Below are 26513 nucleotides of genomic sequence, written 5' to 3'. Positions count from 1 at the left end.
CTAACGATTGGAAAGGATGTTTAGATTTATGGATAAAATTGTCGAACAGTTTAAAGAAGTATCAATTGCTGCTGTTTCTGATGCCTTAGATCGCTTAGGCATTCATGGTACTTGTTTAGGGATTTCCCCTATTAATTATGGGTATCAAATGGTAGGTCGTGCTTTTACTGTTAAGTATTTACCAGTGGCCCTAGAAAAAGGGACTGTGGGGGACTACATCGATGAAGTGCCAGCTGGTAGTGTAGTAGTTTTGGATAATCAAGGGCGATTGGATGCAACGGTGTGGGGCGATATCTTAACTTCCGTTGCCCATATGAAAGGTGTTGCGGGAACGTTGATTGATGGGGTCTGTCGCGATGTTTCTTGTAGCTTGGATTTAAAATACCCGATCTTTAGTAGAGGAAAATATATGCGTACGGGCAAAGATCGTGTAGATGCGGTAGCCTATGAAGTTCCAGTTTCAATAGGGGATGTCCAAGTACGACCTGGGGATATTATCTTCGGTTCAGATGATGGGGCTTTAGTGATTCATAAAGAAAGAGAAGCTGAAATTCTCGCTCTTGCTCAATTAATAGAGGAAAAAGAAGAAGGGATTAGAAAGGAAGTTATGAAAGGAACTCCTTTAAAAGAGGCAAGAGAAAAATATGGGTACCATCAACTGCAATCAAAAGAAAATTAACAAGGAGGCGATGAAAATGGCAAGTTTGATAGACGATATAAATCGTCCAGATGAAAATGATATTGTAAGGGCTTCTAGCTTTTCTTCAGCAACCTTACACGAAGCAGCTGGTAAAACGGGAGCACTTCCTTCAGGGATCAAACCAATTGAAGCGAATATGAAAGTGTGTGGCCCAGCTATTACTGTCCATTCGCCTCCGATTGATAATATTATGTTACATGAAGCAATTTTAGCTACTAAGCCTGGAGATATTCTTGTAGTTGAAGTATCTGGAATATATGAAGCTGGTTACTGGGGAGACATCATGACCAAAGCAGCCCAGGAAAGAGGAATTCAAGGACTTATAATTGATGGTTGTGTTAGAGATAGCCAAGATATTATTGAACTGAATTTTCCTGTTTTTTCAAGAGGCTTATGTATACAAGGGACGGGAAAAGCCGGTGGTGGAACAATTAACCATCCAATTCAAATTGGAAATGTAACAATTTCAGCAGGGGATCTTATTGTTGGAGACAGAGATGGTATTGTTGTTCTGCCTAAGGATGAAATCAAAGAAATATTAATAAAAGCCGAGAAGCGTGAGGATGAAGAAAAAGAGATATCTGAGCAATTAGCAAATGGTAAAACAACAATGGAAATTTACGGTTGGAAATCAACAATTTTCTAAATTTATTGAATTATTACTATTAATTAATTATATTAAAATGTAAGCGTCATCAGTTCATTGAAATTTATTGAAACATAATCTACCAGATGAAACAAATGAAACATATGAAACAGTGAAACAATCGAAACGTTTCATCGTGAAACGTTTCGATATAAATAAAACAAAAGAGGCGTAAAATAAGGGTTTTTAAAACTGGCACGCATATTGCATATATATTGATAAGAGAGAAAGAAAAAAGAAAAGGAGGGATATAAATGCAACCGTTATCAGGGGTGAGAGTTATTGATATTTCTCATGTTCTAGCCGGTCCTTATTGCACAATGGTAATGGGAGACATGGGAGCAGATGTGATTAAAGTAGAGCAATATCCTGATGGTGACATGATACGTGCAACAGGTCCTTTTAATAATGGAGTAAGTTATAGTTTTTCGATGATCAATCGAAATAAAAAAGGCATTAAAGTAAATTTAAGAACCGAAGAAGGTCGAGAAATCCTTTATCGTTTAGTTAAAACAGCTGATGTCTTTGTTGAGAACTTTAGACCTGATATCGTCAAAAAATTGGGTATTGATTATGAAACCTTAAAAGAATTAAATCCAAATATTATCTACTGTTCCATTTCGGGATATGGACAAACGGGTCCATATCGAAATAAAGGTGGCCTAGACATCATGGCTCAGGGAATGTCTGGTATTATGAGTATGACAGGGGAGCCTAATGGTAGGCCGGTTAAAGTTGGAATTCCGATACATGATATTGGAGCTGGCTTGACAGCACTATATCATATTCTATTTGCTCACATTCACAAAATGAAGACAGGTGAAGGACAATATATAGATGTTTCTCTCGTTGAATCTGCGCTTGCTTGGACAGTCTGGGAAGCAGCAGCCTACTTTGGTAGTGGAGAGATTCCAGTGCCAAGTGGTACTAGACATAGGAGGATGGCACCATACCAAAGTTATCGAACGAAAACAGGCTACATTTTAATTGGTGTTGTCAGTCAGCGTTTGTGGGATAAGTTTTGTACACAAGTCGTAGAGAAAGAAGAGTGGAAAGATGACCCACGATTTGCGACTGTGAATGATAGGGTTGAAAACGTCGAGGAGTTAGAAAAAGTAATCGAAAATGTGTTAGAAAACGAATCATCTGAATTTTGGTTAGAAAAGTTAGAAAGTTCAGGTATACCGTGTGGTCCAATATACAACTATGATGAAGTCATGAATAACGAACAAATAATTGATCGTGACATGATCATTGAATATGAAGACCCTGTAGCAGGCCCGATGAAAACACTTGGATTCCCTGCCAAGATGTCTAAGACCCCCGCTCAGTTCCAAACAAGGGCACCACGATTAGGGGAACATACGGAATCAATAATGAAGGAACTTCACTTTAGTGAAGAAGAAATTCAAGAATTCAAGCATAATTCTATTATTTAATAGAGGAAGGATATGAGTCTGTTGAGGAGGACCTAGTTATGGGGAAGGAATATTTGTTAGTTGAGAAAAAAGATCAAATTGCCACTGTTTATATTAATCGCCCTGAAAAAAGAAATGCATTTAACTATGATATGTGGGTAGATCTTGTAGACATCTTGGAAGAGTTGGATCAAGATGAAGAAGTGAAAGTGTTGATTATTCGTGGGGTTGATAATAGTGCATTTGTAGCAGGTGCAGATATTAGTGAATTTAGCACACTGAGGTCAACTGCAGTTGGTGAACAACTATATAACCAAGCAGTTTCAAAGGTAGAATCAACTTTGTTGAATTTTTCTAAGCCTACAATTGCAATGGTTCAGAAGTATTGCATTGGTGGTGGATGTATTATTGCTCTTGCTTGCGATCTTCGTTTCAGTTCAGAAAGTGGTGTGTTTGCGATAACACCAGCTAAAATTGGTCTTATTTATTCCTATCAAGGAACGAAGAACCTAGTAGATCTAGTTGGAGCTGCAAGGGCAAAAGATTTGTTGTTTTCAGGTAGAAAGCTTAATGCTTATGAAGCGTATAGCTATCGAATGATTGAGCGTATCTTCACCGATGAAGAAATTGAAGCAAAGACGTATGAATATGCTACTTCGCTTACAAACCTTGCGCAAAAGAGCATAAAAGGTGCGAAAAAAATCATTGGTGAAATTAGTGAAGGATCCTCAACAGAATCTGAAGAAATTCAGGAACTCACAGTAAGTTCTTATGCTTCTTCTGACTATCAAGAAGGTGTAAGGGCTTTCATAGAAAAAAGAGTACCTAATTTTAAGGAAGTATAGAAAGTTGTTTCAAATCTATTCTAAATATAAATGTTAATAGAGAGGGGAATTTTTAATGATTATCGATATTCATGGACATACTGTTGCTCCACCAGAGGTTTATCAATTTCAATCTAGATTAGTAGGAAGTAGAGGAAACCCATTTGACGGTTTTCCAAAGGTTAGTGATGAGGCGATTAATAAGCAGTTACAAAAGCACATTGAGAAACTTAATCAAGTAGGAACGGATATGCAGCTAATTTCACCAAGGCCGTATTTAGCAATGCACTCATTGCAACCAAGCAGCATGGTTCATAAGTGGACTGAATTTGTAAATAACATTATTGCTCGCCAAGTCGAACTTCAACCGGATTATTTCCGTGGGGTAGCTGGTCTGCCGCAGTCACCTGGTGTGGATATTCGCGAATGCTTACCTGAATTAAGACGTTGTGTTGAAGAATTAGGATTTGTTGGAGTTCAATTGAATCCGGATCCTATGGAAGGTGGCCATCCAACACCTCCAGGACTAGGAGACGAATATTGGTACCCTTTATATGAGGCTCTTGTTGAGTTAGATGTACCTGTTCTTATTCATTCAGCTGCTTGTTGTTCACCAAGGGAATCTTATACTCTACACTTTATTAATGAAGAAAGTATTGCAATTATGTCTTTATTAGATTCGAATGTATTTAATGATTTCCCGGACTTAAAAGTAGTTGTATCGCATACAGGTGGTGCAATTCCGTTCCAAATGGGAAGATTCCGTGCGTGGCGTCATCGTTCTGGAAAAGAAGATTTTGATGTAGCACTTAAAAAGCTTTATTTCGATACAGTAAACTATTCACAAGAAGCATTGGAATTGGCTTTTAAAGTAATTGGATCAGATAATTTATTATTCGGTACTGAAAATCCTGGAACGGGTTCAGTTCTTAACCCAAATACGGGGAAAATGTTTGATGATATAAAACCGATTATCGACAACATTGATTTCTTGACTAATGAAGACCGTTATAAAGTTTATGAAGGTAATGCTCGAAAATTATATAAATTAGATATTAAAGCTGGTAAGGAAATGACTCAAAAATAAGTGTGGGGGTTTTGTAAATGGCAAAAATTGTTTTAGGAATGGCAGCTTCGCACAGTCCACAATTAAGTACACCAGCAGAAACCTGGGCTCTACATGCAGAAAGGGATAGAACGAATCCAGCTCTTGATTTCGAAGCGCTATCAAAAAATGCACCCGACTGGATTCATGATCATTTAAGTCGCGAGGTGTGGGAGGAGAAGTACGCAGCTTGTGAGCGAAGCATACAAGAAATGTCAACCATTCTTGAAGAGGTCTCACCTGATATTTTAGTTGTCGTCGGTGATGATCAAAAGGAATTATTCCTATATGATAACATGCCTGCGTTCTCTGTCTTTTGGGGAAAAGAGATCTATGATCTCCCACAAGATGTTGAGAAGCTTCCACCGTCAATTAAGCCGGCATATTGGGCTAGGCACGGTGTTGAACCTGAAGCATATGAAACAGATGAGGATTTAGGCCGTCATATTATTGAAACGCTAATTGATCGTGAGTTTGATGTATCGTCATTTACTGAACAGCCTGAAGGGCGTACAATTGGGCACGCTCACACGTTTGTAAGACGTCGGCTTTTAAAAGATAAACCGATGATCAAAATGGTACCGATCACAGTTAATACATTCTTTCCACCCAATGTCCCAACACCAAAGCGCTGTTATGATTTTGGTCGCGTTTTAAAAGAGGCAATTGAATCGTGGGATAGCGATCAGACAGTAGCAATTATCGCATCAGGTGGGATGACGCACTTTGTTATTGATGAAGAGTTTGATCGAAACTTTTTAAAAAGTCTTGAAAACAAAGACAAAGAGGCACTCATTTCTATTCCACGTGAGAGATTTGTATCTGGGACTTCAGAATTACTAGCGTGGATCTCAGCCGCAGGGGCATTAGAAGATCTCGATATGAAACTCGTTAACTATATACCTACTTATCGTTCTACAGCAATGACTGGTTGTGGAATGGGATTTGCTTATTGGAAATAGTTCATGAATACTTCAATATTAAGGTAAAGTTTTTTCGAAATACTCCTAATAATAAAAAATCGAATGAGGGGGACTCACAATGTTAACAAAAGAAAAGAACGATTTACTGACTCAAGTTACTGGAGATGCACCTATGGCAAGGTATATGAAGCAATTTTGGGTACCAGCAGTACGCGTTGAAAGATTAAAAGCGGGAGGTACACCAATTCTTGTCACGTTATTTGGAGACAATTATGTAGTATTTAGAGGAGAGGATGGAAAAGCGGCGGTTCTAGATGAGAAATGTCCACATCGACGCGCTTCGCTTACATTGGCTCGTAACGAAGGAAATGCTTTAACTTGCTTGTATCATGGATGGAGATTTGATGTAGATGGCAATTGTGTAGATGCGCCGACTGAGCCTCCAGAAAAAGTGGAATCATTTTGTCAAAAAGTTCCTGTTAAATATTATCCTGTTCGTGAAGCTGGTGGCATTGTTTGGACTTGGCTCGGAGAAGGTGTACCGACACAATTCCCAGAGTTCGAGTTTAACAACTTACCTGAATCCAATTTATTAATTCGTATTGCCGAAATTAATTGTAACTGGTTGCAAGTTTTGGAGGGGACACTTGATTCAGCTCATGTATCGATGTTGCATCAATCGTGGGTAGAAAAAGTTGGGGCGACTGTTTCTAAAACGAAACATGACCTTGCACCAAAATATGAAGTTGACAATCAACCTTATGGATATCGAGCTGGTGCATTGAGAAATATGCCGGATGGTTCAAAGTATGTTCGTATTTCTGAATTTGTCCAACCGTGGTATTCGTTTATTCCGAAAGCTCCACATGAAAATCATATTGGTTCGTTTGTTATACCAGTAGATGACAATCGTTGCGTTCAATGGTTTGTGTTCTACAACCATGAGAAAGCACTTACGTTTGAAGATGTTGCAATCACGGAAAGACAATTTGGAATCGATCCAAATAAGTCACCGGATAATTTTTATGAAGGAAATTGGGATCAAGATCGTTCAAAGTTAGATGATCACTTTACGGGGATGTATGGTGTTTTAGTAGAAGATTATATCATCGCTGAAAGTATGGGCAAAATTTCTGATCGTACACAGGAGTTTCTTGGTTCAAGTGATAAATTAATCACAAAGATCCGTTTCTTCCTCCTACGAGCATTAAAAGACATGGATGAAGGAAAAGTGCCTTTAGGTCTTGATCAAGAAATTGATTATCCGAACATCCGATCCACTAACGGTAATATACCGGCTGATGCGGACTGGCGTACAGTTCCTAAATACTAATAACTTTAAAAGGTGGTCTTAAAGTGACAAAAAGAGAAGTCATTGAAATTCCCGGAGTTACCCATGGAGCTGCACCTATTCCGATGGGGGCGAAAATTGGATCTCTTGTCTATTCATCTGCCATTATGGGGAAAGATCCTAGTAATGATGAGCTTCCAGAAGATCCGAAATCTCAAATAATGTTTTTATTTGAAAATATTAATTCTTTTATGAAAGCAGCTGGTGGTTCTAGCGATCACATTATAAGGTTCAATGTATACTTAAATGACAATAGCGTGAGAGAATTTTTTAATGAGGAATGGTTGAAAATGTTTCCTGATGCAAGTGACCGACCTGCTAGACATATTACGTTAAAAGACCTTCGAAGAGGAATGTGTGCTCAAGTAGAATTGGTTGCTGTTGTGTAACTATTGATGTTAGAGATAGCGTATATTCCAGGTTAAGTCTCTTTTGCTCAGTGGCTAATGAACATTTAGATTATGCCAGGCGTGGTTTATTAACCACGTCCGGTCTAGTAAACGGGGAGGGCTTTAATTTGACTGATCAAATGGTTGAGAGGTTATCTAAATTGGATACTTGTGCAGTTTCTGATGCTTTAGACTCTTTAGAGTTAGAAGGAGTCGTAACAAGTTTAAAGCAAGTATCTGTAAGAAAGAAAATAACCGGAAGAGTTGTAACTGTAAAACTAGTATCTAGTAGTGAACAAGGCTCTAAGCGCCACCTTGGTACAGCGGCAGTTGAGGCAGCTTCAAACGGTGATGTTATCGTGGTTGAACATGGTAGAGATGATGTTGCTGGTTGGGGTGGAAATTTATGTGTAGCTGCGGTGCAGAGGAATATTGGTGGGGTGATTATTGATGGTGCGTGCCGTGATATTGATGAGATGCACGAATTAGATTTTCCGGTATACGCTCGTTCTCAAGTCCCGACAACGGCAAGGGGAAGGATTGTAGAGGAGTCTTTCAATGAGCGAATTGTTGTAGCAGGAGTTGAGGTTGATCCTGGAGATTTAGTAATAGCTGATGGTAGTGGGATCGCTTTTATTCCCAATTCACAAGCTGATCAGGTGGTTTCGGCTGCCGAACGTATCGTTGCAAAAGAAGCTGCGATGGCCAAAGCGATTCGAGAAGGAAAACCTGTCAGTGAAGTAATGGGCAAGGATTATGAGACAATGCTAAAACAAAAATAAGGTTTTTGTAAGTATGAAGACTTCAATCTTAATCTAGATTAAGAGATTTAGATTTTACGTGGTTATTTAAGGACTTGAGTATAGTGGCGAAAAATGCTGTAGAAACTGAACTAGTAAGCTCGAATGGTGACGCCATCATTCTAATTTTTATCTTTTCAATATGGGGATGAGAAATTGAGCTTACAAATTACTTGGAACAAGAAGGCGTCACCTTTAACAATAATGTTGTACCAGATACAAATATAGGTTAACAGGATAATATGGTCGTGATGTGAACTATACACTATTAAACATCTAGGTTGGCAAGGCATAAGGAATTGTTTAAAAGGTTTGTATGTTAATTATTTTTTGATAACGCTTACAAATATGATATCAGGGGGAGTTTAAATGAAAAAATTAAACCTGTTATACCTATTAATTCTATCGCTGTTAATTGTTGGGTGTTCGCAAAGTACACAACAACCTTCAGAGAGTCAACCTAGTGATACCGAAGTAGAGGTAGAAGAACAAGCAACTAGTGATTATCCAAGTAAGCCAATTGAGATGATCGTTCCAGCTTCTGCCGGAGGGAGTACGGACATTGTTGCACGTATTTTAACAAAAAAAGTTTCTGATTACCTTCCAAATGGTCAAAATATAGTGGTCGTAAATCAATCTGGTGGAAACAATACAATTGGTGTTTCTGATGTTTATCGTGCAGAGCCAGATGGATATACAATTGGGTTTGTTCCTTCATCAACAATTACTAATGAACCACATTTTGGCAATACACCGTATACACATGATAGTTTTCAAACAATTATGAGAGTAGCTCAGCAAGATGGCTTTCTATATGTGAAGGAAGATTCGCCTTGGAAAACATATGACGAATGGCTTGAATATGTTGAAGAAAATCCAGGAAACTTTCGTTTAGGTACTGTTGCTGGAGCTAGAAATTTAATTGAAAGAATGAATCATGATGCAGAAATTGATGTGACAGTGGTCCCTTATGATAGTTTTGCCGAAGCTACGACTGCGTTATTAGGAGACCATTTAGAAGGAGTATTTGCAATTCCTGCAGCGGTAAGAGCTCAACTGGACTCAGGGGAGTTTCGCCCAATCTTTACTTCATCGGGTAGAGAAATTGGTAATACACCACGTTTAATAGATAAAGGTTTTGAAATTGAAGAAAACAGAGTCACTGGGGTTATTGCTCCACAAGGTATACCTGAAGACGTTATAACAACATTGCATGATGCATTCAAACAAGTCCTTGATGATCCTGAAGTGATTGAAGAGTTAAAGAAAGTTGACATTGAACCTTACTACGGAGGACCTGAAGAGTATCAGGAGGCTTTAACTGAAGGATATAAAGTAGATGAAGAGACGTTAAGAATTGTTGGGATGATTGAATAATAAAAAGGAGGTAGGGAGCGTTTTTATCACTCCCTATCTTCCCCTTTCTATTAATTCTAAACCAAACTAGCTGATTAGGAACGAATAAAGGAGTAGAAAAAATGAATAAAAAGTCGATAACCTTTCTATTTTTACTAGTATTTTCAATGTTTGTAGTTGTAGGTTGCAAGCAATCATCTGAGCAATCTCAAGCAAATCAAGAACCTGAATCAGATAGCGATTTCCCAAAACGAAATATTGAACTAATTGTACCTACGCCTCCAGGGGGAAGCGCTGATATTCTAGCAAGAATTTTGGCTCAAGCTGTTCCAAAATACCTTCCGAATGAGCAAAGTATTGTTGTTGTTAATCAACCAGGTGGAGGTAATACCATTGGTGTAACCGATGTCTATAATGCTGATCCAGATGGTTATACACTCGGATTCGTACCTTCAACACCACTAACGGTTGAGCCACATTTAGGAAATACACCTTATAAGCATGATAGTTTTCAACCGATTATGAGAGTTTCGAAACAAGATGGATTTCTATTTGTCCGGAGCGATTCACCTTGGGAAACATATAGCGAGTGGTTTGAATTTGTCGAGGAGAATCCTAGACAGTTTCGAGTTGGAGTTGTTGCAGGGGTAAGGAATTTAATAGAAAGAATGAATATCGATGCTGAAATTGAATTGGTCCCAGTTCCTTATGATGGTTTTGCCGAGGCAACAACCGCGTTATTAGGGGGACATTTAGAAGGAGTGTTTGCCCTTCCAGCCATTGTTAAGCCTCAACTTGAATCTGGTGACCTGAGACCGATCTTTAGTACTTCTGGTGAACAAGATGTTTTAGAGGACGTCGCTTTATTAAAAGACAATGGATTTGACATTATCGAAAATCGTATTAATGGTGTGATTGCACCTAAAGACATACCAGAGGGTGTACTAACGATTCTGCATGATGCGTTCAAACAGGCCCTTGAGGATCCTGAAGTGATCGAAGAATTTAAGAAAGTCGATGTAGAGCCATTTTACGGTAGTCCTGAAGAGTATCAACAAGCAATTACTGAAGGATCAAAAGTAGATGAAGATACGTTACGAATTACTGGAGTAATTGAGTAACAAGTTAATGAAGGTCTGCTTTATTCCTATATCTAAGCGTCAAAAAAGGAGGTACGTAAAGTTGAGCGCAAATAAAGCAACGTATGTATCCTTGTTGTTGATTATGGTACTCGGATTCATGTATTGGAACTCAGCTAATAATTTAGCCGAATCTACCAATAATGATTTGATCAGTCATGATTATTTTCCAAGTTTGTTATCAATCATTTTATTGATATTGTGTTTGATAAGTTTTGTGAAAACACTCGTGAATAAAACAGATACGAAAATCACTTTACCTAACTTGAAGATCATTTTGGTAACGATTTTAATGACCATTTTATACATTGCCGGTTGGAATATGTTTGGAAATTTTTATTTTTTCACTTTTGTGTTTCTAATCATTTTATTAACCTATTATCGCAGGTCTATTGGGATCACAAAAAAAATTATTGCTATCAATTTAGGAATTGCAATTGTAATGAGTGTGGTAATTTATATTATTTTTGATGTCGTCATGAATATTAGATTCTAGAAATGAGGAGGTTGTTATGGATTTACTTGGTATTGATACGTCCATCATATTATCCGCCGCATTTTTCATTTTATTAGGAACGTTTATTGGAATGTTAATAGGCGCATTACCAGGTTTAGGTGCAATGATAGCCCTTATTTTACTGCTTCCTCTTACCTATAATATGTCTGCTTTAGATTCCATTCTCTTGTTAGTAGCGACATATCAGGCGGCTGAATACGGGGGATCGATTTCTTCGATAACTTTGGGAATTCCAGGTACTCCGGCGGCTGCTGCAACCGTATTGGATGGTCGACCTTATGCCAAAAAGTATTCTCCTGGAAAAGCATTAGGATATTCGTTACTTGCTTCTTCTTTAGGGGGCTTGTTTGGAGGAATTGTGTTAGTTTTCCTATCGGCTCCAATGGCCTCGTTTGCATTGAAACTATCAGAACCTGAGTTTTTTTTGATAGGGATTTTAGGTTTGCTAGGGGTAGCTGCTCTTAGTTCAAAAGACAAAATTAAGAGTTCGATATCTGCTGTATTAGGGCTAATGGCTGGTACTGTAGGAATGGATAGTTTCACAGGCACAGCTAGATTTACAGGAGGTTCCATCAATTTATTAGATGGGCTTAGTATTATTGCAGTGGTGACAGCTGTATTTGCTATCAGTGAAATTCTATCGATGCTTCATGGGAATCTAAATAAAAAACATGAAGTCGACAAGAAAAAATTAAAAGTCACGGTTAATTTTAAAGAGTATCGGGCGGTATCCAAACCGACAATGATAGGGTCTGTTTTTGGGACAATAATCGGTATTATTCCTGGATTAGGACCAGGTGTGGCTTCATTCTTTTCCTATTCTGCAGCAAAGAAAGTATCAAAAAGCAAAGAAACTTTCGGAAAAGGAAATCCTGAAGGAATTGCTGCGGCTGAATCATCCAATAATGCATCAGTCGGGGGGGCATTACTCCCATTAATTTCGTTGGGGATACCAAGTTCAGCACCGGTTGCTATTATATTGGGTGCATTTATTATTCACGGGATTCAACCTGGACCTCGAGTGTTTTCGCAAGAACCAGTGCTAGTTTATAGTATTTTTGTAGGTTTTATCTTAACGACAATTGCCATGTATATCGTCGGTCGTGCTTTAACACCTAATTTTGCTCGTGTTTTAGCTGTACCTTCATCAATCCTTGTACCAATTATTTTAGTCTTATGTTTAATAGGAGTATATACATCTAAAAGTTTACATTTTGATGTATGGATTACGATCATTTTAGGTATAGCAGCGTTCTTTTTAATAAAGTTAGATTATTCTGTTCCTACATTTATTCTAGCGTTTATACTCTGTCCATTAATTGAAACAAGTTTACGTCGTTCACTGATCCTTTCAGATGGAAGCTATTCAATCTTTGTTACAAGACCCTATTCACTTACGATTTTAATCGTTATCATTGCATTGATTGCAATATCAATCATCCCAATGATGCGAAAACCCAAAATAAAAGAAAATGATAAGAATGTCACATTATAAGATGTAGGAATTATTTCCAGAGAAATTCATTTTTTAGTTTGATAAGTATAAAAGTGCCTGCTCCTTACGTATGACTAGCGTTCGTATTGAGGAGTAGGCACTTTTATGTCTAATTTTTGAGGTGCTTTTAAATATATGATTAAATTTAGCTCTTGTACTAATTTAATTGTCGAAGAAAGGGCAATTAAATTGAAAAACTAATCCCTCCATCTTCACTAACCTCTACAGTAGAGTAGCTTTCAAATGGTTTCATACTTAATATTTCTTGTTTTACCGTATTATTTATACTCTCCATATATTCTTCATAGATTTGTGGATCTTTAACGAGGTGATAATAATAAACTCTTTCTCCTTCAATTACATCACTATTTCGCAGTAAAAAACGATTGCCGAATTGTTCCTTAAACCAAGCTCTAGCTTCTTCATGATTTTGGAAATCGGGCATGTTGTTATAGATGGTGGTTAGATCCATGGTCATTTGCTATTACTCCTTTCATTTTAGGCATAGTATAAACGTTTGAACGATATAAAATCCATAAAAAAACTGCCCTAAGAATAGAGCAGTAACCAAATTAACGGTTTTCTAATCGTTTAATTCTCTCGTCTAAATCAGGATGAGATGAGAATAGCTTTGCCATGCCACTATTGCCATTAATTTTCATCGTTTGGATCGCTGAGTCATCTGTACGATCACTGATATTGGCACTGTTAACATATGATTTTAATGACCGTAATGCGTGTGCCATTTTATCACGTCCCGCTAAGTCTGCACCCCCACTATCAGCGTGGAATTCACGGTAACGAGAAAAGGCCATTACGACTATACTTCCAAGAATAGAAAATATAATTTGGAAAATAATAATCGCAGCAAATCGAACGACTCCCTGGATTTCAGAACGTACAAGTCTAGAAACAAGGATTGCGACAATTCTTGAGAAAAAAACTACAAAAGTATTTACAACCCCTTGTAACAGTGTCATTGTTACCATATCGCCGTTTGCGACATGGGCTACCTCGTGGGCGATAACCCCTTCTACAGCGTCGTCATCCATGGTATTAAGCAGACCGGATGAAACGGCAACAAGTGAACGTTTTTTTGAAGGGCCAGTCGCAAAGGCATTTACCTCAGCTGAGTGATAGATCCCGACTTGAGGCATATGAGTTAATCCAGCAGCACGTGAAAAACGATGAACTTTCTCGACGACGGCACGCTCCTGTTTGGATAGGGTCCCGTTTGGATCCAGTACTTTAACATTCATCATTTTCTTAGCAATCCACCTAGACATCGCCAGTGAAATAAACGATCCTGTAAAACCAACTATTAAACTAAAGGCACCTAATGAAACGAAGTCAATCCCTAAGCCAGCTCCACCTGTCTCAAATGTACCTCCAATATCCGTAAACGTTGTAATGATGGACCAAACAATTATGATCGTCGTCATTACAAGGATGTTTGTTAAAATAAAAAATAATAATCGTTTCCCCATAAACTACCTCCATCTTTAAAACTTTGATTAATGGTTCTAGTGTAACATGTTTTATAAAGAAAGGCCTTAATGTTATTCGTTGTCTGTTTGTTAAGAATGTGAATGTATGATCAATGTGGTTCTCTGGATATTCAAAATAGGCTATTATTAATATAAGTTTATTTTTGTTGGAATAATAAAGAGTTAAAGAGACTTTGAAAAAGTTTTACTTTTTTAAACAAAGAGGTTTTAGGTGATACTTATTGTAGTTATTAGTTAAAGGAGGTTTTTTAATGAGTGATTTGTATAAAGATGACAGTCTAGCATTACATACAGATGCCTATCAAATAAATATGACTGAAACGTATTGGCATGATAAGATGCATAATCGAAAAGCTGTGTTTGAACTATTTTTCAGAAAACTTCCATTTGGCAACGGTTACGGTGTGTTTGCTGGATTGGAACGGATCATTCAATACGTAAAAGAGTTCCGATTTACAGATAGTGATATTGAATATTTGCGAAATGAATTTGGATACGAAGAAGAGTTTTTAAGTTATCTGAAAAACATAAGATTTACTGGATCGATACGTTCGATGAAAGAAGGTGAGATTGTATTTGGTGGTGAACCAATTCTTCAAGTCGAATCTACCCTTGCTGAAGCCCAGCTAATTGAGACCGCTCTTTTAAATATCGTCAACTATCAAACACTTATTGCAACAAAAGCGTCAAGAATCAAACTAGTAATAGGGAAAGAAAAAGCACTTGAATTTGGTACTCGTCGTGCACAGGAATTGGATGCGGCTATTTGGGGTACAAGAGCCGCCTTCATTGGTGGATTTGATGCAACAAGTAACGTACGTGCTGGCAAAAAGTTTGGCATTCCCGTTTCGGGTACACATGCGCACTCGATGATACAAGTGTATAAAAGTGATTATGTGGCAATGAAAAAGTATGCTGAAAGTTGTTTAAGGCGTGAAAATAAAGTTTTTATCCCATTGGTTGATACATATGATGTACTTCGTTCAGGTGTACCAGCTGCGATTAAGGTGGCGAAGGAATTTGAAGGCAAGCTTGATTTTAAGGGAATTCGTTTAGATGGTGGAGATATGGCTTATTTGTCAAAAAGAACGAGGGAAATGCTCGATGAAGCTAGATTTTATTCAACGCAAATAGTTGCTTCAAGTGATTTAGACGAACAGACGATTTTAAGTTTAAAAGCTCAAGGAGCAAAAATTGATGTTTGGGGTATTGGAACAAAGTTAATAACGGCTTTTGATCAACCTGCTTTAGGTGCCGTGTATAAAATTGTCGCCATTGAAGACGAACATGGAAAAATGCAAGATACAATTAAGATTTCTTCTAATCCAGAAAAAGTAACGACACCAGGTATGAAAAAGGTATATCGAATTGTGAACACGTTAAACCAAAAATCCGAAGGCGATTATATTGCTCTTAAAGAGGAAGAACCCCAAAAAGAAGAACGCTTAAAAATGTTTCATCCTACACATACCTTTATTAGCAAATATGTAACTGATTTTGAAGCAAAAGATCTTCATACCGATATATTTGTAAACGGTGAACTTGTATATGAAAATCCAGACATCTTTGACATCCAAAAATTTGTAGCTGAGAATTTACAGCTTCTTTGGGAAGAGTATTTACGTACATTAAACCCAGAAGAATATCCAGTTGATTTAAGTCCGAAGTGTTGGGATAACAAAATGACGATCATTCAAGAAATTAAGGAGAAAGTTAAAGGTAGGAGTGATCGGTGATTATAAAACAGATCTAAAAAGTTATTTAAATTTTTGAAACTAATTAATACCCCTGTCTCTTGGTTTAAGAACAGGGGTGTTTGGTTATTTTTGATTTGTTAGCCGTTGTCGTTTCTAGCAGCTTGATCTTGTATATTGTGGTCTGCAGAAAGATTATCTTGTTCAATAATTTGTTGTAATGACTTTACTAATGCTTCAGTTGGTTGCGCCCCAGTAATGGCATATTCTTTATTTATGAGGAAAAATGGAATGCTGCGTATACCATAGTGTTCAGCTTCTCGCTCATCTTGACGTACCAAATCACTGAAATCGTTATTTTTTAACATCTCAACTACAGATTCCTTGTTCAAACCGACCTCTAGAGCTAACTCGACCAACGTTTCATGCTTACCGATATGCTTTGATTCGGTGTAATGCGCACGTAATAAACGATCCGTCATTTCATGCATCAGACCTTGAGTTTTTGCATACATTACCAGACGATGAGCATCAAATGTATTAGTTAAGATTTGAGTTTCAAACCGAAAGTCTAACCCAACCTCTTTGGCAGTTCGTACTAAGTTTTGGCAGTTTGCTTTTGCTTGTTCTATGCTCATGCCATATTTCGTAGCAAGTTTTTCAAATATGTTATAGTCTATATCTCGTTCTGCCGTTGGTTCTAACTCGAAACAACGATATTTGACTTCGACAGGGTGTACTATTTTCTTAAGAGCGTCCTCCAGACGCTTTTTGCCAATATAGCAAAATGGTCAAGCGAAATCTGTCCACATTTCAATCGATAACATTGTTTAAAAACCTCCAATACATTTCTTTCATAATAGTATATAGACTTTTTTGGTAAATAGCTAATTAGAAGGTAGTGCCTTATTAAAACTATCGGTACATAATTTCTGTTATAATCAATAATCGAGAGATGGGGGAGTAGGATGTATCAGCGACTAGTAAGTCATCAATCTTTCTTTATCGTTTTTCTTACACTGATAATAGTGGGGTGTGGACAGCAACAAAATGTTCCTCAACTTGAAAGTGAGCAGCAAACGGAAAATGTTAATGAAAACGCAGGAGCCATTGATGAGTATGATAGACGAAGTGAAGAGGATATTAATCAATCAGATGTTATAGAGGAATCAGAAGTATCTACTTATGGAGATTTAACTGTTCATTATATGGATGTAGGTCAAGGGGATGCGACGCTATTAAAAGGTCCTGATTTCACATTGTTAGTTGACGCAGGAAGGCATGATGCAAATGATGTTACACCTTATCTGCATAGTCAGAATGTAACGACTATCGATTTAATGGTTTTAACACACCCTCATGCCGACCATATCGGTCAAGCGGATAAGGTTATACAGGAATTTAATGTTCAAGAGGTTTGGATGAGTGGAGATGAACATACGTCGCAAACGTTTGAACGTGTTCTAGATGCGATTTTAGCTTCGGATGCTGATTATCATGAACCGAAAGCGGGTGAGTCGTATACATTTGGACCTGCTTTCGTTGAAGTAATAAATCCGGACCGTTTAACTGGAGATTTGCATGAAGGAAGTGTCTCCGTTCGCATTAGTTATGGAGAGGTGTCCTTTTTATTTACTGGTGATGCCGAGCAACAAACAGAACAAGCCATGATTAATCGTGAGCATAATTTACAAGCGGAGATTTTTCAACTAGGGCATCATGGATCGACTACATCGAATACGCAAGCGTTTCTAGAGCATATTCAACCTGAGGTGGCGATTTACAGTGTGGGGGAAGGAAATAGCTATGGTCATCCTCATGATGAAGTAGTTGATCGAATTAAAGAGATGGAAATAGAACTGTATGGAACAGATTTTCATGGACATATAATCGTAACAACAGATGGAAAACAATATAGCGTTTCGACTCAAAAAAATGACTCTAAGGCGATAGCGACACCTGTGGAAACAGATCGAAAAGAAGAGCAAAAATCAGCAGTCGATGACAACTGTATTGATATTAATGAAGCTTCAATAAATGAATTGGTAGAGATAATCCATATTGGTGAAGCAAGAGCAGCTAATCTGGTTCAGTTACGACCGTTTCAATCTATAGATGAATTGGAAGGAATTAATGGTATTGGGCCAGCGAGAGTGAATGATATTAAAGATCAAGAACTTGCTTGTGTAAAATGAAAAGGAGTGGATAAAAGTGGAAAAAGCTATAGTCGATCGAATAGTAGATGGAAAACATGCAGTATTATTAGTTGGTAACGATGAGATCGAAAAGGTGATTCCTTTTTCGCAATTGCCAGTAGAGGTGAAAGAGGGATCATGGGCAAGAGTTGAATTCAAGGGTGACGAACTAGTAGCGATTGAAGTGGATGAGGAAAAAACAACTAAAACGAAAGAGCGAATTAAAAGTAAAATGGAGTTACTGAAACAGCGCTCAAAAAGGAGATAAATAAGAGTATTCAATAATTTTTTATAAGATTTAAAAGATGACAAGGAACATGAATCCCTTGCCATCTTTTACTGTTTAATAGATATAAGCAGATCCTACAATCACCAATAGGATAAATAAAACAACAATCAACGCAAAGCTGCTTCCTTTAACGTGGCTCATCAAAAATTCCTCCTTTTTGAGTAGCTACACAATATTACTATGTAAATAATCATTATATGAATAGGCATCTATCCATAGGATAGGAGAATTGGGCAAAAAATTGGCGTAGGAATTAGAGGATAAGGATGAAACCTAAAAATTGAGTACCTAAAATGTCCGTCTTGTGTATACTTTGGTTTTGGGAGTGTTCAAAAAGAGGTATGTTAAGTGGACAAATAGAGCATTCTTAAATTCATTTTTATTATTGTGGAAATATATCTTTTGATAAGAGAGGTGAGGATAGAGTTGCTGGGGAAAAAAGTAATTAAGTTGTTGGGTGGTTTGTTGGCTATCTATGGAATATATGTGCTTATATCTGGGGTATTGATTTTTTATTTTCAACCTTATTTCCAAACAGATAATACAAGAAATGAGAACTTACAATCGTATACCTATGAAGATACATCTCAAGACAGAGTTGTTTTAGTGGAAGATAGACAGGATGCAGGTATTGCTCGATTAGACCTTATTGAAAATGCACAATCAACATTAGATATATCATACCATACGATGCATAAAGGAAAAGCAAGTTGCTTATTTCTTACTAGCATACTCGAGGCAGCGGATAGAGGAGTACAAGTTCGCTTTTTACTTGATGGAATATTACATAATTTAAGGGGCGATAGGAACAATATCATTTCTGCGTTTATGAGCCACCCTAATATTCAGTTAAAATTTTATGAGCCCTTGAATGCAATAGCGCCGTGGACATGGAACAATAGACTTCATGATAAGATCATGCTCGTGGATCAAAAGTTTGCGATGATTGGAGGACGCAATATAGGTGATAAATATTTTGCACCTGAAGGTTATAAAGGGGCATCAAACGATCGAGATGTTGTTATTATTAATACAGACTCTGACAAACTGGAGAGAAGTGTTATTTTTCAAATGGAGGAATATTATCAGTTTGTTTGGAAGCATGAATATTCTAAAAGACCAATTAGTTATTTAACTGATAGACATCAAGAAAGTGGACAAAGAAAACTAGAGGAGTTACGGCGAATTTACAGGCAATTTCAGAATGAATATACTGAATTATTTCAATATAAGGTTAATTGGCTTGAGTATTCTGTTCCAACGAACGGAGTCACCTTTATCCATAATCCCATTGAGCGATTAAATAAAGATCCATGGGTATGGAAAACAATTGCGGATCTAATGGAAAACGCAGAAGAGTCAATTTTTATACAAAGTCCATATATCATACCAACTGATAATATGTTAGATCATGTAGATAAGGATAAAATTTCTGCGAATGAAATTGTTATGCTAACGAATTCTTTAGCGGCAACACCTAATTTGATGGCTTTTTCAGGTTATATGAATCATCGTGAAGCGATTGCAAGTTCAGAGGTTGACTTATTCGAATACCAAGGTCCAATGGAGTCTTTGCATTCGAAAACCTATATTTTTGATAGCAAGTTAAGTGTAGTTGGTTCCTTTAACCTAGATGCAAGAAGTACTTATCTAAGTACGGAATCAATGGTGGTGATTGACAGCGAAGAATTTGCGAAATTATTAGAAAGTGAGATCGGAAATGATATTACGAAAAGAAGCCTTTTGGTTTCGGAAGACGGCTCGTTTGTTCCAAACAAATCAGTAGAAAAAGCCCAACCTTCCTTAATTAAGGCTGTTTCTACAAGAACATTGTCACTTATTACACGCTATTTTCAATACTTGCTATAATCATGATTTATAATGAAAAGCTTATTCTCTATAGCCTTGAGAATAAGCTTTTCTATTTTGGAAGTTACTACTTTATTCAAATTCTTTAGAATCTGTTAGCTTATCTGAAACAAATTCGAGATATCATTACTTGCACGTGTTACGGATCTAATATATTGGGTGCATGAGGGTTTGATGCGTTGAACAGGTCCAGCAATATTAATAAATCCTATTACTTCTTTTTTATTATGAAAGATTGGAGCTCCAATTGAGATCACTCCTTCATGAAGTTCTTGGTCGCTTATCGCATAGCCTTGTTCTTTTATCCGCTGTAATTTTTTTCTTAACATTTCTGGATTTGTAATGGTTCGCTTTGAATATCGTTCTAAAGGGCGAGATAGTTTTGAATCGATAAATTTTTCCTTTTGGTAAGACAAAAGAACTTGACCTGCGCTTGTACAGTGAATAGGATTTTTTCGGCCGATGTGTGAAAGAAGTTTTACAGGGTAATGACATTCATACTTCTGTAAATAAAGAGCGTACCCTTCGTCTAACACTCCCATATGTGAGGTTTCTCCCGTTTCTAACATAAGTTTTTGTAATCTATTCTTTACTGTATCTGGTATATGGAGCTGGTGATTAATAATATGAGTAAATTCCAGCAAGGTTGTTGAAAGACTGTACATATTTGTTTTTGAGTTTCTTAGAATAAATCCCTCGCTTTCTAAGGATCGGAGAATTCGGTTTAGGGAGCTTTTGCTAATTTGTAATGTATCAGATAGGTTGCTGGAGCTTAATTCTGGTGTATTCATTGTAAAACTTTTTAAAACTCGTAATGAGTTTTCTAAAGAGGTGTATTTTCTACTATTGGGCTTTGATTCCACCATGTCTTTTCAATCCTCTCTTTTAAAAAACAAAAAAATGGTTAAAAGTTCAAATTGTTCCACATAAAGGGATTAAAAACTACCGACTTATTAATAACAAATATAACATGTATATAGAATTATTTGAATATTAAAATTATAAACGGTTTCATAGGTTAAAGGAGGAATAAATATTGAACACTAACTTTCTTTATGATGTACGAGAGAGCAAAGTATCGTTATCAGAATACCAATTACAGGAACTAAACCAGTTATTAATATTTGTAAAGCAATTTAATGGTTTTTACAAAAGTAAGCTTAAGGGTATTGAATTACCTATTGAATCAATTGAGGACTTAAGAAAATTACCATTCACGACTAAGAAGGAACTAGTCACAGATCAAAACGAAAACCCACCATTTGGAAAGAATCATTCTTATCCTGAATCAAGTTATGTTGAGTATCACCAAACTTCTGGAACATCTGGTAAGCCGTTAAAGGTACTGGACACAAAAGAAAGTTGGGATTGGTGGGCTTCTTGTTGGAGCGATATTTTAAAAACTGTTGGAGTAACTTCAAAAGACCGTGTGTTCTTGGCTTTTTCATTTGGACCATTTATTGGATTTTGGGCTGGATACGAAGGGGCCAAAACAATTGGGGCAATGGCTATCCCTGGTGGGGGACAATCGAGTAAAGATAGGTTGTCTAGTGTTATCGAAAATAAAGCGACGGTTTTACTCTGCACACCAAGTTATGCACTACACTTAGCAGAGGTAGCAGAACAATATAATATAGATATCAAAAATTCATCGATTACGAAAATTGTTACAGCAGGGGAACCAGGTGGATCTATTCCATCTGTTAGGTCACAGATGGAATCAGCATGGGATGCGAAGTTATATGACCATGTTGGGATGACGGAAATGGGGGCATATGGAATTCCGTGTAAAGGTCAAAATGGAATTCATGTTAATGAATCTGAGTTTATTTGTGAGATTATTGACCCAAATACACTAGAGCCAGTAGTGGAAGGGGAACGAGGTGAATTAGTTTTAACAAATCTTCATCGTTTTGGATACCCTTTAATTCGTTATCGTACAGGCGACACAGTTATAAATTCTAGCGAGCAATGTTCATGTGGGCATCACTATCAATTATTGCCAAATGGAATTATTGGTAGAGCAGATGATATGGTCGTGATTCGTGGTGTAAATATTTATCCACAGTCAATTGAATCGATTGTACGTGAAATTGAGGCTATCATTGAGTTTCGGATTGTTTATTATACAGAGTCAGAGATGAACCAAATTAAAGTACAAATTGAAACAACTGATAACGAAGCAGTGAACGTATTAAAACATTTACTGAGAGAACGAGTGGGGCTTCGCATAGATGTTGAATTAGTTCCAGAAAATTCGTTACCTCGTTTTGAAATGAAAGCAAGAAGGGTTGTTGATGAGAGAAAAGCGTAATTAAAAAATTTCCTCAAATTAATTTGGGGAAATTTTTTTAATTACGTGGTATTTATATAGCATTTAAGGAAGTAGATCGCTCTTTTTCTAAAGCGTTTATAGGATAACGATTCATTAGAAGGTTATACTAAAGTATGTCATGAACTTTGTGTTAACACTTTCAGAAAGCGTAACAAAAACTTAAACAAATGTGCTAGTATACTAGTATACCCTATCTAGGGAAAAAATGTGTAAATTATTTTAAAGGAGTGTACATACGTTGACAAAAGTAGACTTAAAAGCAAAACCATATAACTTATCGGACTCTGATATAAAATGGGTTAAAGAAACGATTAGTTCTATGTCCATTGAAGAGAAGATTGGTCAATTATTTGTAAATATGGGATCAAGCCGAGATGAAGAATATTTAACAGATATGTTAAATAACTATCATATTGGTGCTGTTCGTTATAATCCAGGTACAGCAGAAGAAGTGTATGATCAAAATAAAATTCTTCAAGAGAAAAGCAAAATTCCGTTGTTGATTGCAGCAAATACAGAAGCTGGAGGAAATGGTGCTTGTACGGATGGTACAGAAGTCGGCCTTCAAGTCAAGATAGGTGCAACAGATGATGCAAAATGGGCTTATGAAATGGGAAGAGTTTCGGGTGTAGAAGCAGCTGCCATTGGATGTAACTGGAGTTTTGCACCGATTGTTGACATTAACAGAAACTGGCGTAATACGATTATATCGGGGCGTTCGTTTGGAGAGGATCCGGATAAAGTATTAGAAATGAGCCTTGCTTATATGAAGGGAATTCAAGAAAGTGGAATTCTTCCTGCGGCTAAACATTTCCCTGGTGATGGTATTGATGAAAGAGATCAACACTTATCATATAGTGTAAACAGCTTATCATGTGATGAATGGGATGCTACTTTTGGAAAGGTATATAAAGGGTTAATTGATGCTGGATTACCATCGCTTATGGCTGGTCACATTCACATGCCTGCATACGAAAAGTTCTTTAATCCTGATCTAAAAGATGAAGAGTTTTTACCTGCTACACTTTCTAAAGAGTTAATGACGGATTTATTACGTGGGAAATTAGATTTCAACGGCCTTGTAGTTACGGATGCGAGCCATATGGTGGCAATGACTTCAGCTATGAAACGAAGCAAGATGCTTCCGACTGCAATTGCTGCTGGTTGTGATCTATTCTTGTTCTTTAACGATCCTGATGAAGATTTCGGTTATATGATGGATGGTTATAAAGAAGGAATTATTACAGATGAACGTTTAGAAGAAGCGTTAACTCGTATTTTAGGGTTGAAGGCTCGCTTAGGACTTCATACGAAAGAAAGAAGCGAGATTATGATGCCGAAAGAAGAAGCCATGAGCCAAATCGGTCTTCCTGAGAATAAGGCATTGTTTAAGCAAGTTGCCGACGAGGCGATTACGTTAGTAAAAGACAAACAAGATATTTGGCCGGTTACACCTGAAAAATACAAACGTGTTCTGTTGGTTGAAGTTAAAGGTGTTGAAGGTGGCTTTGGTAAATTAATTGGTGCACGAGGACCGAAACCGATTGTTATCATGAAAGAATTGCTAGAGGCACAAGGTTTTGAAGTAGAAATTTATGAGTCTCCTATGGCTAAAATCGCAAAGCTTCCAGAAGAAGAGCAGTTGAAAAATATTGCCGGGGTATATGCTGCGAAAAGGCCAATTAAAGATTTAACAGAGAAATATGATCTAATCATTAATATTGCTAGTGTGAATCCGGCTGGAGTGACGCAAAGAATTGTTTGGGAAGCAAGTAAGGGAACACCTGATATTCCATTTTATGTGCATGAAGTTCCTACTATCTTCTTTTCGGTTCAATCACCTTTCCATCTAGCAGATGTACCACAAGTAAAAACGTATATCAATGTGTATGATGGGAAACAAGAAACCCTAGAATTGTTACTTGAAAAGTTAATGGGTAAATCGCCTTTCAAAGGTAAGAGTCCTGTTGATGCGTTTTGTGGGAAGATGGACACTCGCATTTAAATGTAGCTAAATTGTTAAAGGAAGGGTAATTGCTATGCCCTCTAAGTAAAAAGTATCATTCTTTCCTAAGGGGAGGAATGATACTTTTTGTATTCCTGAAATTTTTAGTTTTATGTATTTAATAGTTGATAATCCATCCAGTTGAAAAATACTTATTAATGAAGGTGCATATGTATAGGAAAGGACACCGATATTCTCAAGAGAATGTACTTAAAACAGGAAGTGACTAAATAGTACTAAACTAAGAATACAGCTTGGAGGAGGAGGAAGTTATGTTAACAACTTACAAACATGAACCATTTACTGATTTTACGGTTGAGGAAAATAGAGTAGCATTCGTAAAAGCATTAAAGTACGTAGAGAAAGAACTCGGAAAAGAGTATCCACTTAATTGTTGGTGGAAAACGTATTAAAACAGAAGCGAAAATTGTTTCGACTAATCCTTCAAATAAAAAAGAAGTAGTTGGTACTGTTTCAAAAGCTAATAAAGAAATTGCAGAGAAAGCAATTCAAGCAGCAGACCAAACTTTCCAATATTGGAAAAAAGTAAATCCTGAAGAAAGAGCAAATATCCTAGTTCGTGCAGCTGCAATGATTCGTCGCCGTAAGCATGAGTTTTCAGCTTGGTTAGTTAAAGAAGCGGGGAAGCCTTGGAAAGAGGCCGATGCTGATACAGCTGAAGCTATAGATTTCTTAGAATATTATGCACGTCAAATGTTGGTCTTGAAAGATGGAAAGACAGTTAACAGCCGTGTTGGAGAATATAATCGATATATTTATACGCCGATTGGTGTTTGTGTAACAATTTCGCCATGGAACTTTGCATTTGCAATTATGGCAGGAACTACGGTGGCGCCAATTGTTACGGGAAATACTGTCCTTCTTAAACCAGCAAGTTCAACGCCGGTTGTTGCTTACAAGTTTGTTGAAATTCTTGAAGAAGCCGGACTTCCTAAAGGTGTTGTGAATTACATTCCTGGTAGTGGGGCTGAAGTAGGTGATTACCTAGTAGATCATCCGAAAACAAGCCTTATCACATTCACTGGTTCACGTGACGTGGGGGTTCGCTTGTATGAGAGAGCTGCTATTGTACACCCAGGCCAAAATCATTTAAAGCGAGTTATCGTTGAAATGGGTGGTAAAGATACAGTAGTTGTAGATAGTGAAGCTGATTTAGATTTAGCAGCTGAATCAATTGTCGTCTCAGCATTTGGATTCTCAGGCCAAAAATGCTCGGCTGGATCACGTGCTGTTGTACATGAAGATGTATATGATGAAGTACTAGAAAAAGTTGTAGCATTAACAAAAGAACTTTCAGTTGGTGAACCAACAACTAAAGACGTGTGTATAGGACCAGTTGTAGACCAAGGTGCTTTCGATAAAATCATGAGTTATATCGAAATTGGTAAAAAAGAAGGTCGTCTTGTAACTGGAGGAAAGGGAGATAATTCAAAAGGTTTCTTCATTCAACCAACAGTTTTTGCTGATTTAGATCCTGAAGCAAGAATCATGCAAGAAGAAATCTTTGGGCCAGTTGTAGCATTCAGTAAAGCAAAAGATTTTAATCATGCACTTGAAATTGCTAACAACACTGAATATGGCTTAACAGGAGCTGTAATTTCTCATAACCGTGCCCACATCGAACAAGCAAAACAAGACTTCCATGTCGGAAACTTATACTTTAACCGTAACTGTACAGGTGCTATTGTTGGCTACCACCCATTTGGTGGATTCAAAATGTCTGGTACAGACTCCAAAGCAGGTGGACCAGACTACCTAACACTCCACATGCAAGCAAAAACAATCTCAGAAATGTACTAGAATTTTTTCAAAACGGTCGACCTATACCGTTTTGAAAAAATTCGGAGCGATGAGCGTAACCGCCGTAATGTTTTAAGGCTTTTGAGCGAACTTCTCAAAAGACGCACGGCGAGAGGAGCCATCGCAAACAGTTG

Annotated in this window: 24 protein-coding genes and 1 pseudogene; 20 read left to right on the top strand and 5 right to left on the bottom strand. The window is 37.2% G+C overall.

Annotated features, from left to right (window positions below; genetic code table 11):
* The first annotated feature begins 28 nt into the window (after window positions 1–28).
* From AC1FXZ_RS10085 to AC1FXZ_RS10025, 13 genes are all read left to right on the top strand, one after another.
* On the top strand, window positions 29–679 hold the full coding sequence (locus AC1FXZ_RS10085; RefSeq protein ID WP_480053135.1) for an RraA family protein: 651 nt from the start codon (window positions 29–31) through the stop codon (window positions 677–679).
* A gap of 16 nt (window positions 680–695) precedes the next feature.
* Window positions 696–1346, top strand: coding sequence for a 4-carboxy-4-hydroxy-2-oxoadipate aldolase/oxaloacetate decarboxylase (locus AC1FXZ_RS10080; RefSeq protein ID WP_480053133.1), 651 nt, complete (start codon window positions 696–698; stop codon window positions 1344–1346).
* A 254-nt stretch (window positions 1347–1600) separates the two neighbouring features.
* Complete coding sequence (locus AC1FXZ_RS10075) at window positions 1601–2785, top strand: CaiB/BaiF CoA transferase family protein (protein WP_480053131.1); 1185 nt, start codon at window positions 1601–1603, stop codon at window positions 2783–2785.
* Window positions 2786–2823: 38 nt separating this feature from the next.
* Entirely contained in the window at window positions 2824–3609 is a 786-nt protein-coding gene (locus AC1FXZ_RS10070) for an enoyl-CoA hydratase-related protein (RefSeq protein ID WP_480053129.1), read from the top strand.
* 55 nt (window positions 3610–3664) lie between these two features.
* The gene (locus AC1FXZ_RS10065) at window positions 3665–4675 is read left to right on the top strand and encodes an amidohydrolase family protein (RefSeq protein WP_480053127.1); all 1011 of its coding nucleotides are present in this window, start codon (window positions 3665–3667) and stop codon (window positions 4673–4675) included.
* A gap of 17 nt (window positions 4676–4692) precedes the next feature.
* Window positions 4693–5655 (top strand): DODA-type extradiol aromatic ring-opening family dioxygenase, encoded by a 963-nt coding sequence (locus AC1FXZ_RS10060; RefSeq protein ID WP_480053125.1) that lies wholly within the window; start codon window positions 4693–4695, stop codon window positions 5653–5655.
* A gap of 79 nt (window positions 5656–5734) precedes the next feature.
* A complete protein-coding gene (locus AC1FXZ_RS10055; protein ID WP_480053123.1) occupies window positions 5735–6949 on the top strand; it encodes a Rieske 2Fe-2S domain-containing protein in 1215 nt (404 codons plus the stop codon).
* Between the two features lie 23 nt (window positions 6950–6972).
* Window positions 6973–7356: a RidA family protein gene (locus AC1FXZ_RS10050; protein ID WP_480053121.1), complete on the top strand. Its 384-nt coding sequence runs from the start codon at window positions 6973–6975 to the stop codon at window positions 7354–7356.
* Between the two features lie 128 nt (window positions 7357–7484).
* On the top strand, window positions 7485–8138 hold the full coding sequence (locus tag AC1FXZ_RS10045) for an RraA family protein (RefSeq protein ID WP_480053119.1): 654 nt from the start codon (window positions 7485–7487) through the stop codon (window positions 8136–8138).
* Window positions 8139–8525: 387 nt separating this feature from the next.
* Window positions 8526–9533, top strand: coding sequence for a Bug family tripartite tricarboxylate transporter substrate binding protein (locus AC1FXZ_RS10040; RefSeq protein ID WP_480053117.1), 1008 nt, complete (start codon window positions 8526–8528; stop codon window positions 9531–9533).
* A gap of 101 nt (window positions 9534–9634) precedes the next feature.
* Complete coding sequence (locus AC1FXZ_RS10035) at window positions 9635–10633, top strand: Bug family tripartite tricarboxylate transporter substrate binding protein (protein ID WP_480053115.1); 999 nt, start codon at window positions 9635–9637, stop codon at window positions 10631–10633.
* Between the two features lie 61 nt (window positions 10634–10694).
* A complete protein-coding gene (locus tag AC1FXZ_RS10030; RefSeq protein ID WP_480053113.1) occupies window positions 10695–11147 on the top strand; it encodes a tripartite tricarboxylate transporter TctB family protein in 453 nt (150 codons plus the stop codon).
* 16 nt (window positions 11148–11163) lie between these two features.
* Window positions 11164–12663: a tripartite tricarboxylate transporter permease gene (locus tag AC1FXZ_RS10025; protein ID WP_480053111.1), complete on the top strand. Its 1500-nt coding sequence runs from the start codon at window positions 11164–11166 to the stop codon at window positions 12661–12663.
* 184 nt (window positions 12664–12847) lie between these two features.
* Here the strand turns inward: AC1FXZ_RS10025 and AC1FXZ_RS10020 are convergent, their stop codons facing one another.
* Together AC1FXZ_RS10020 and htpX are read right to left on the bottom strand one after the other, a co-directional pair.
* Window positions 12848–13141, bottom strand: coding sequence for a hypothetical protein (locus tag AC1FXZ_RS10020; RefSeq protein WP_480053109.1), 294 nt, complete (start codon window positions 13139–13141; stop codon window positions 12848–12850).
* Window positions 13142–13235: 94 nt separating this feature from the next.
* Complete coding sequence (gene htpX, locus AC1FXZ_RS10015) at window positions 13236–14150, bottom strand: protease HtpX (RefSeq protein ID WP_480053107.1); 915 nt, start codon at window positions 14148–14150, stop codon at window positions 13236–13238.
* Between the two features lie 272 nt (window positions 14151–14422).
* Here htpX and AC1FXZ_RS10010 point away from each other — a divergent pair, with 272 nt between their 5' ends.
* Window positions 14423–15907 carry a nicotinate phosphoribosyltransferase gene (locus tag AC1FXZ_RS10010; protein WP_480053105.1) on the top strand — a complete coding sequence of 495 codons (1485 nt, stop codon included), beginning with the start codon at window positions 14423–14425 and terminating at the stop codon, window positions 15905–15907.
* Window positions 15908–16005: 98 nt separating this feature from the next.
* On the opposite strand, the gene AC1FXZ_RS10005 is transcribed toward AC1FXZ_RS10010, so the two are convergent.
* Window positions 16006–16644, bottom strand: a complete 639-nt coding sequence (locus AC1FXZ_RS10005) for a DsbA family oxidoreductase (protein WP_480053177.1) — start codon at window positions 16642–16644, stop codon at window positions 16006–16008.
* Between the two features lie 189 nt (window positions 16645–16833).
* On the opposite strand from AC1FXZ_RS10005, the gene AC1FXZ_RS10000 reads away from it, so the two are divergent.
* Entirely contained in the window at window positions 16834–18060 is a 1227-nt protein-coding gene (locus AC1FXZ_RS10000) for an MBL fold metallo-hydrolase (protein ID WP_480053103.1), read from the top strand.
* 16 nt (window positions 18061–18076) lie between these two features.
* Entirely contained in the window at window positions 18077–18328 is a 252-nt protein-coding gene (locus AC1FXZ_RS09995) for a DUF3006 domain-containing protein (RefSeq protein WP_480053101.1), read from the top strand.
* Between the two features lie 75 nt (window positions 18329–18403).
* Here AC1FXZ_RS09995 and AC1FXZ_RS09990 read toward each other — a convergent pair whose 3' ends face one another.
* Window positions 18404–18490 (bottom strand): YjcZ family sporulation protein, encoded by an 87-nt coding sequence (locus tag AC1FXZ_RS09990; RefSeq protein WP_480053175.1) that lies wholly within the window; start codon window positions 18488–18490, stop codon window positions 18404–18406.
* Between the two features lie 285 nt (window positions 18491–18775).
* Here AC1FXZ_RS09990 and AC1FXZ_RS09985 point away from each other — a divergent pair, with 285 nt between their 5' ends.
* Window positions 18776–20218 carry a phospholipase D-like domain-containing protein gene (locus AC1FXZ_RS09985; RefSeq protein ID WP_480053099.1) on the top strand — a complete coding sequence of 481 codons (1443 nt, stop codon included), beginning with the start codon at window positions 18776–18778 and terminating at the stop codon, window positions 20216–20218.
* 95 nt (window positions 20219–20313) lie between these two features.
* Here AC1FXZ_RS09985 and AC1FXZ_RS09980 read toward each other — a convergent pair whose 3' ends face one another.
* Window positions 20314–21084 carry an IclR family transcriptional regulator gene (locus AC1FXZ_RS09980; protein WP_480053097.1) on the bottom strand — a complete coding sequence of 257 codons (771 nt, stop codon included), beginning with the start codon at window positions 21082–21084 and terminating at the stop codon, window positions 20314–20316.
* Window positions 21085–21254: 170 nt separating this feature from the next.
* On the opposite strand from AC1FXZ_RS09980, the gene AC1FXZ_RS09975 reads away from it, so the two are divergent.
* The 3 genes and pseudogenes from AC1FXZ_RS09975 to pruA all read left to right on the top strand — a co-directional run bounded on the left by AC1FXZ_RS09975 (window position 21255) and on the right by pruA (window position 26379).
* Window positions 21255–22532 (top strand): phenylacetate--CoA ligase family protein, encoded by a 1278-nt coding sequence (locus AC1FXZ_RS09975; protein WP_480053096.1) that lies wholly within the window; start codon window positions 21255–21257, stop codon window positions 22530–22532.
* 259 nt (window positions 22533–22791) lie between these two features.
* Entirely contained in the window at window positions 22792–24558 is a 1767-nt protein-coding gene (locus AC1FXZ_RS09970; protein ID WP_480053094.1) for a glycoside hydrolase family 3 protein, read from the top strand.
* A gap of 272 nt (window positions 24559–24830) precedes the next feature.
* Window positions 24831–26379, top strand: a pseudogene (pruA, locus tag AC1FXZ_RS09965) (L-glutamate gamma-semialdehyde dehydrogenase).
* Window positions 26380–26513: the final 134 nt, after the last annotated feature.

This window comes from Halalkalibacter sp. HAAS-P014, from assembly GCF_056619965.1.
The sequence above is the reverse complement of the archived record's forward strand: the minus strand, read 5'-3'. Positions and strand labels throughout refer to the sequence as shown.

Excerpts from the sequence above, each read along its gene's own strand:
- AC1FXZ_RS10085 (WP_480053135.1), top strand. The coding sequence starts at position 29 with ATGGATAAAATTGTCGAACAGTTTAAAGAAGTATCAATTGCTGCTGTT.
- AC1FXZ_RS10080 (WP_480053133.1), top strand. The coding sequence starts at position 696 with ATGGCAAGTTTGATAGACGATATAAATCGTCCAGATGAAAATGATATT.
- AC1FXZ_RS10075 (WP_480053131.1), top strand. The coding sequence starts at position 1,601 with ATGCAACCGTTATCAGGGGTGAGAGTTATTGATATTTCTCATGTTCTA.
- AC1FXZ_RS10070 (WP_480053129.1), top strand. The coding sequence starts at position 2,824 with ATGGGGAAGGAATATTTGTTAGTTGAGAAAAAAGATCAAATTGCCACT.
- AC1FXZ_RS10065 (WP_480053127.1), top strand. The coding sequence starts at position 3,665 with ATGATTATCGATATTCATGGACATACTGTTGCTCCACCAGAGGTTTAT.
- AC1FXZ_RS10060 (WP_480053125.1), top strand. The coding sequence starts at position 4,693 with ATGGCAAAAATTGTTTTAGGAATGGCAGCTTCGCACAGTCCACAATTA.
- AC1FXZ_RS10055 (WP_480053123.1), top strand. The coding sequence starts at position 5,735 with ATGTTAACAAAAGAAAAGAACGATTTACTGACTCAAGTTACTGGAGAT.
- AC1FXZ_RS10040 (WP_480053117.1), top strand. The coding sequence starts at position 8,526 with ATGAAAAAATTAAACCTGTTATACCTATTAATTCTATCGCTGTTAATT.
- AC1FXZ_RS10035 (WP_480053115.1), top strand. The coding sequence starts at position 9,635 with ATGAATAAAAAGTCGATAACCTTTCTATTTTTACTAGTATTTTCAATG.
- AC1FXZ_RS10025 (WP_480053111.1), top strand. The coding sequence starts at position 11,164 with ATGGATTTACTTGGTATTGATACGTCCATCATATTATCCGCCGCATTT.
- AC1FXZ_RS10020 (WP_480053109.1), bottom strand. The coding sequence starts at position 13,141 with ATGACCATGGATCTAACCACCATCTATAACAACATGCCCGATTTCCAA.
- htpX (WP_480053107.1), bottom strand. The coding sequence starts at position 14,150 with ATGGGGAAACGATTATTATTTTTTATTTTAACAAACATCCTTGTAATG.
- AC1FXZ_RS10010 (WP_480053105.1), top strand. The coding sequence starts at position 14,423 with ATGAGTGATTTGTATAAAGATGACAGTCTAGCATTACATACAGATGCC.
- AC1FXZ_RS10000 (WP_480053103.1), top strand. The coding sequence starts at position 16,834 with ATGTATCAGCGACTAGTAAGTCATCAATCTTTCTTTATCGTTTTTCTT.
- AC1FXZ_RS09990 (WP_480053175.1), bottom strand. The coding sequence starts at position 18,490 with ATGAGCCACGTTAAAGGAAGCAGCTTTGCGTTGATTGTTGTTTTATTT.
- AC1FXZ_RS09980 (WP_480053097.1), bottom strand. The coding sequence starts at position 21,084 with ATGGTGGAATCAAAGCCCAATAGTAGAAAATACACCTCTTTAGAAAAC.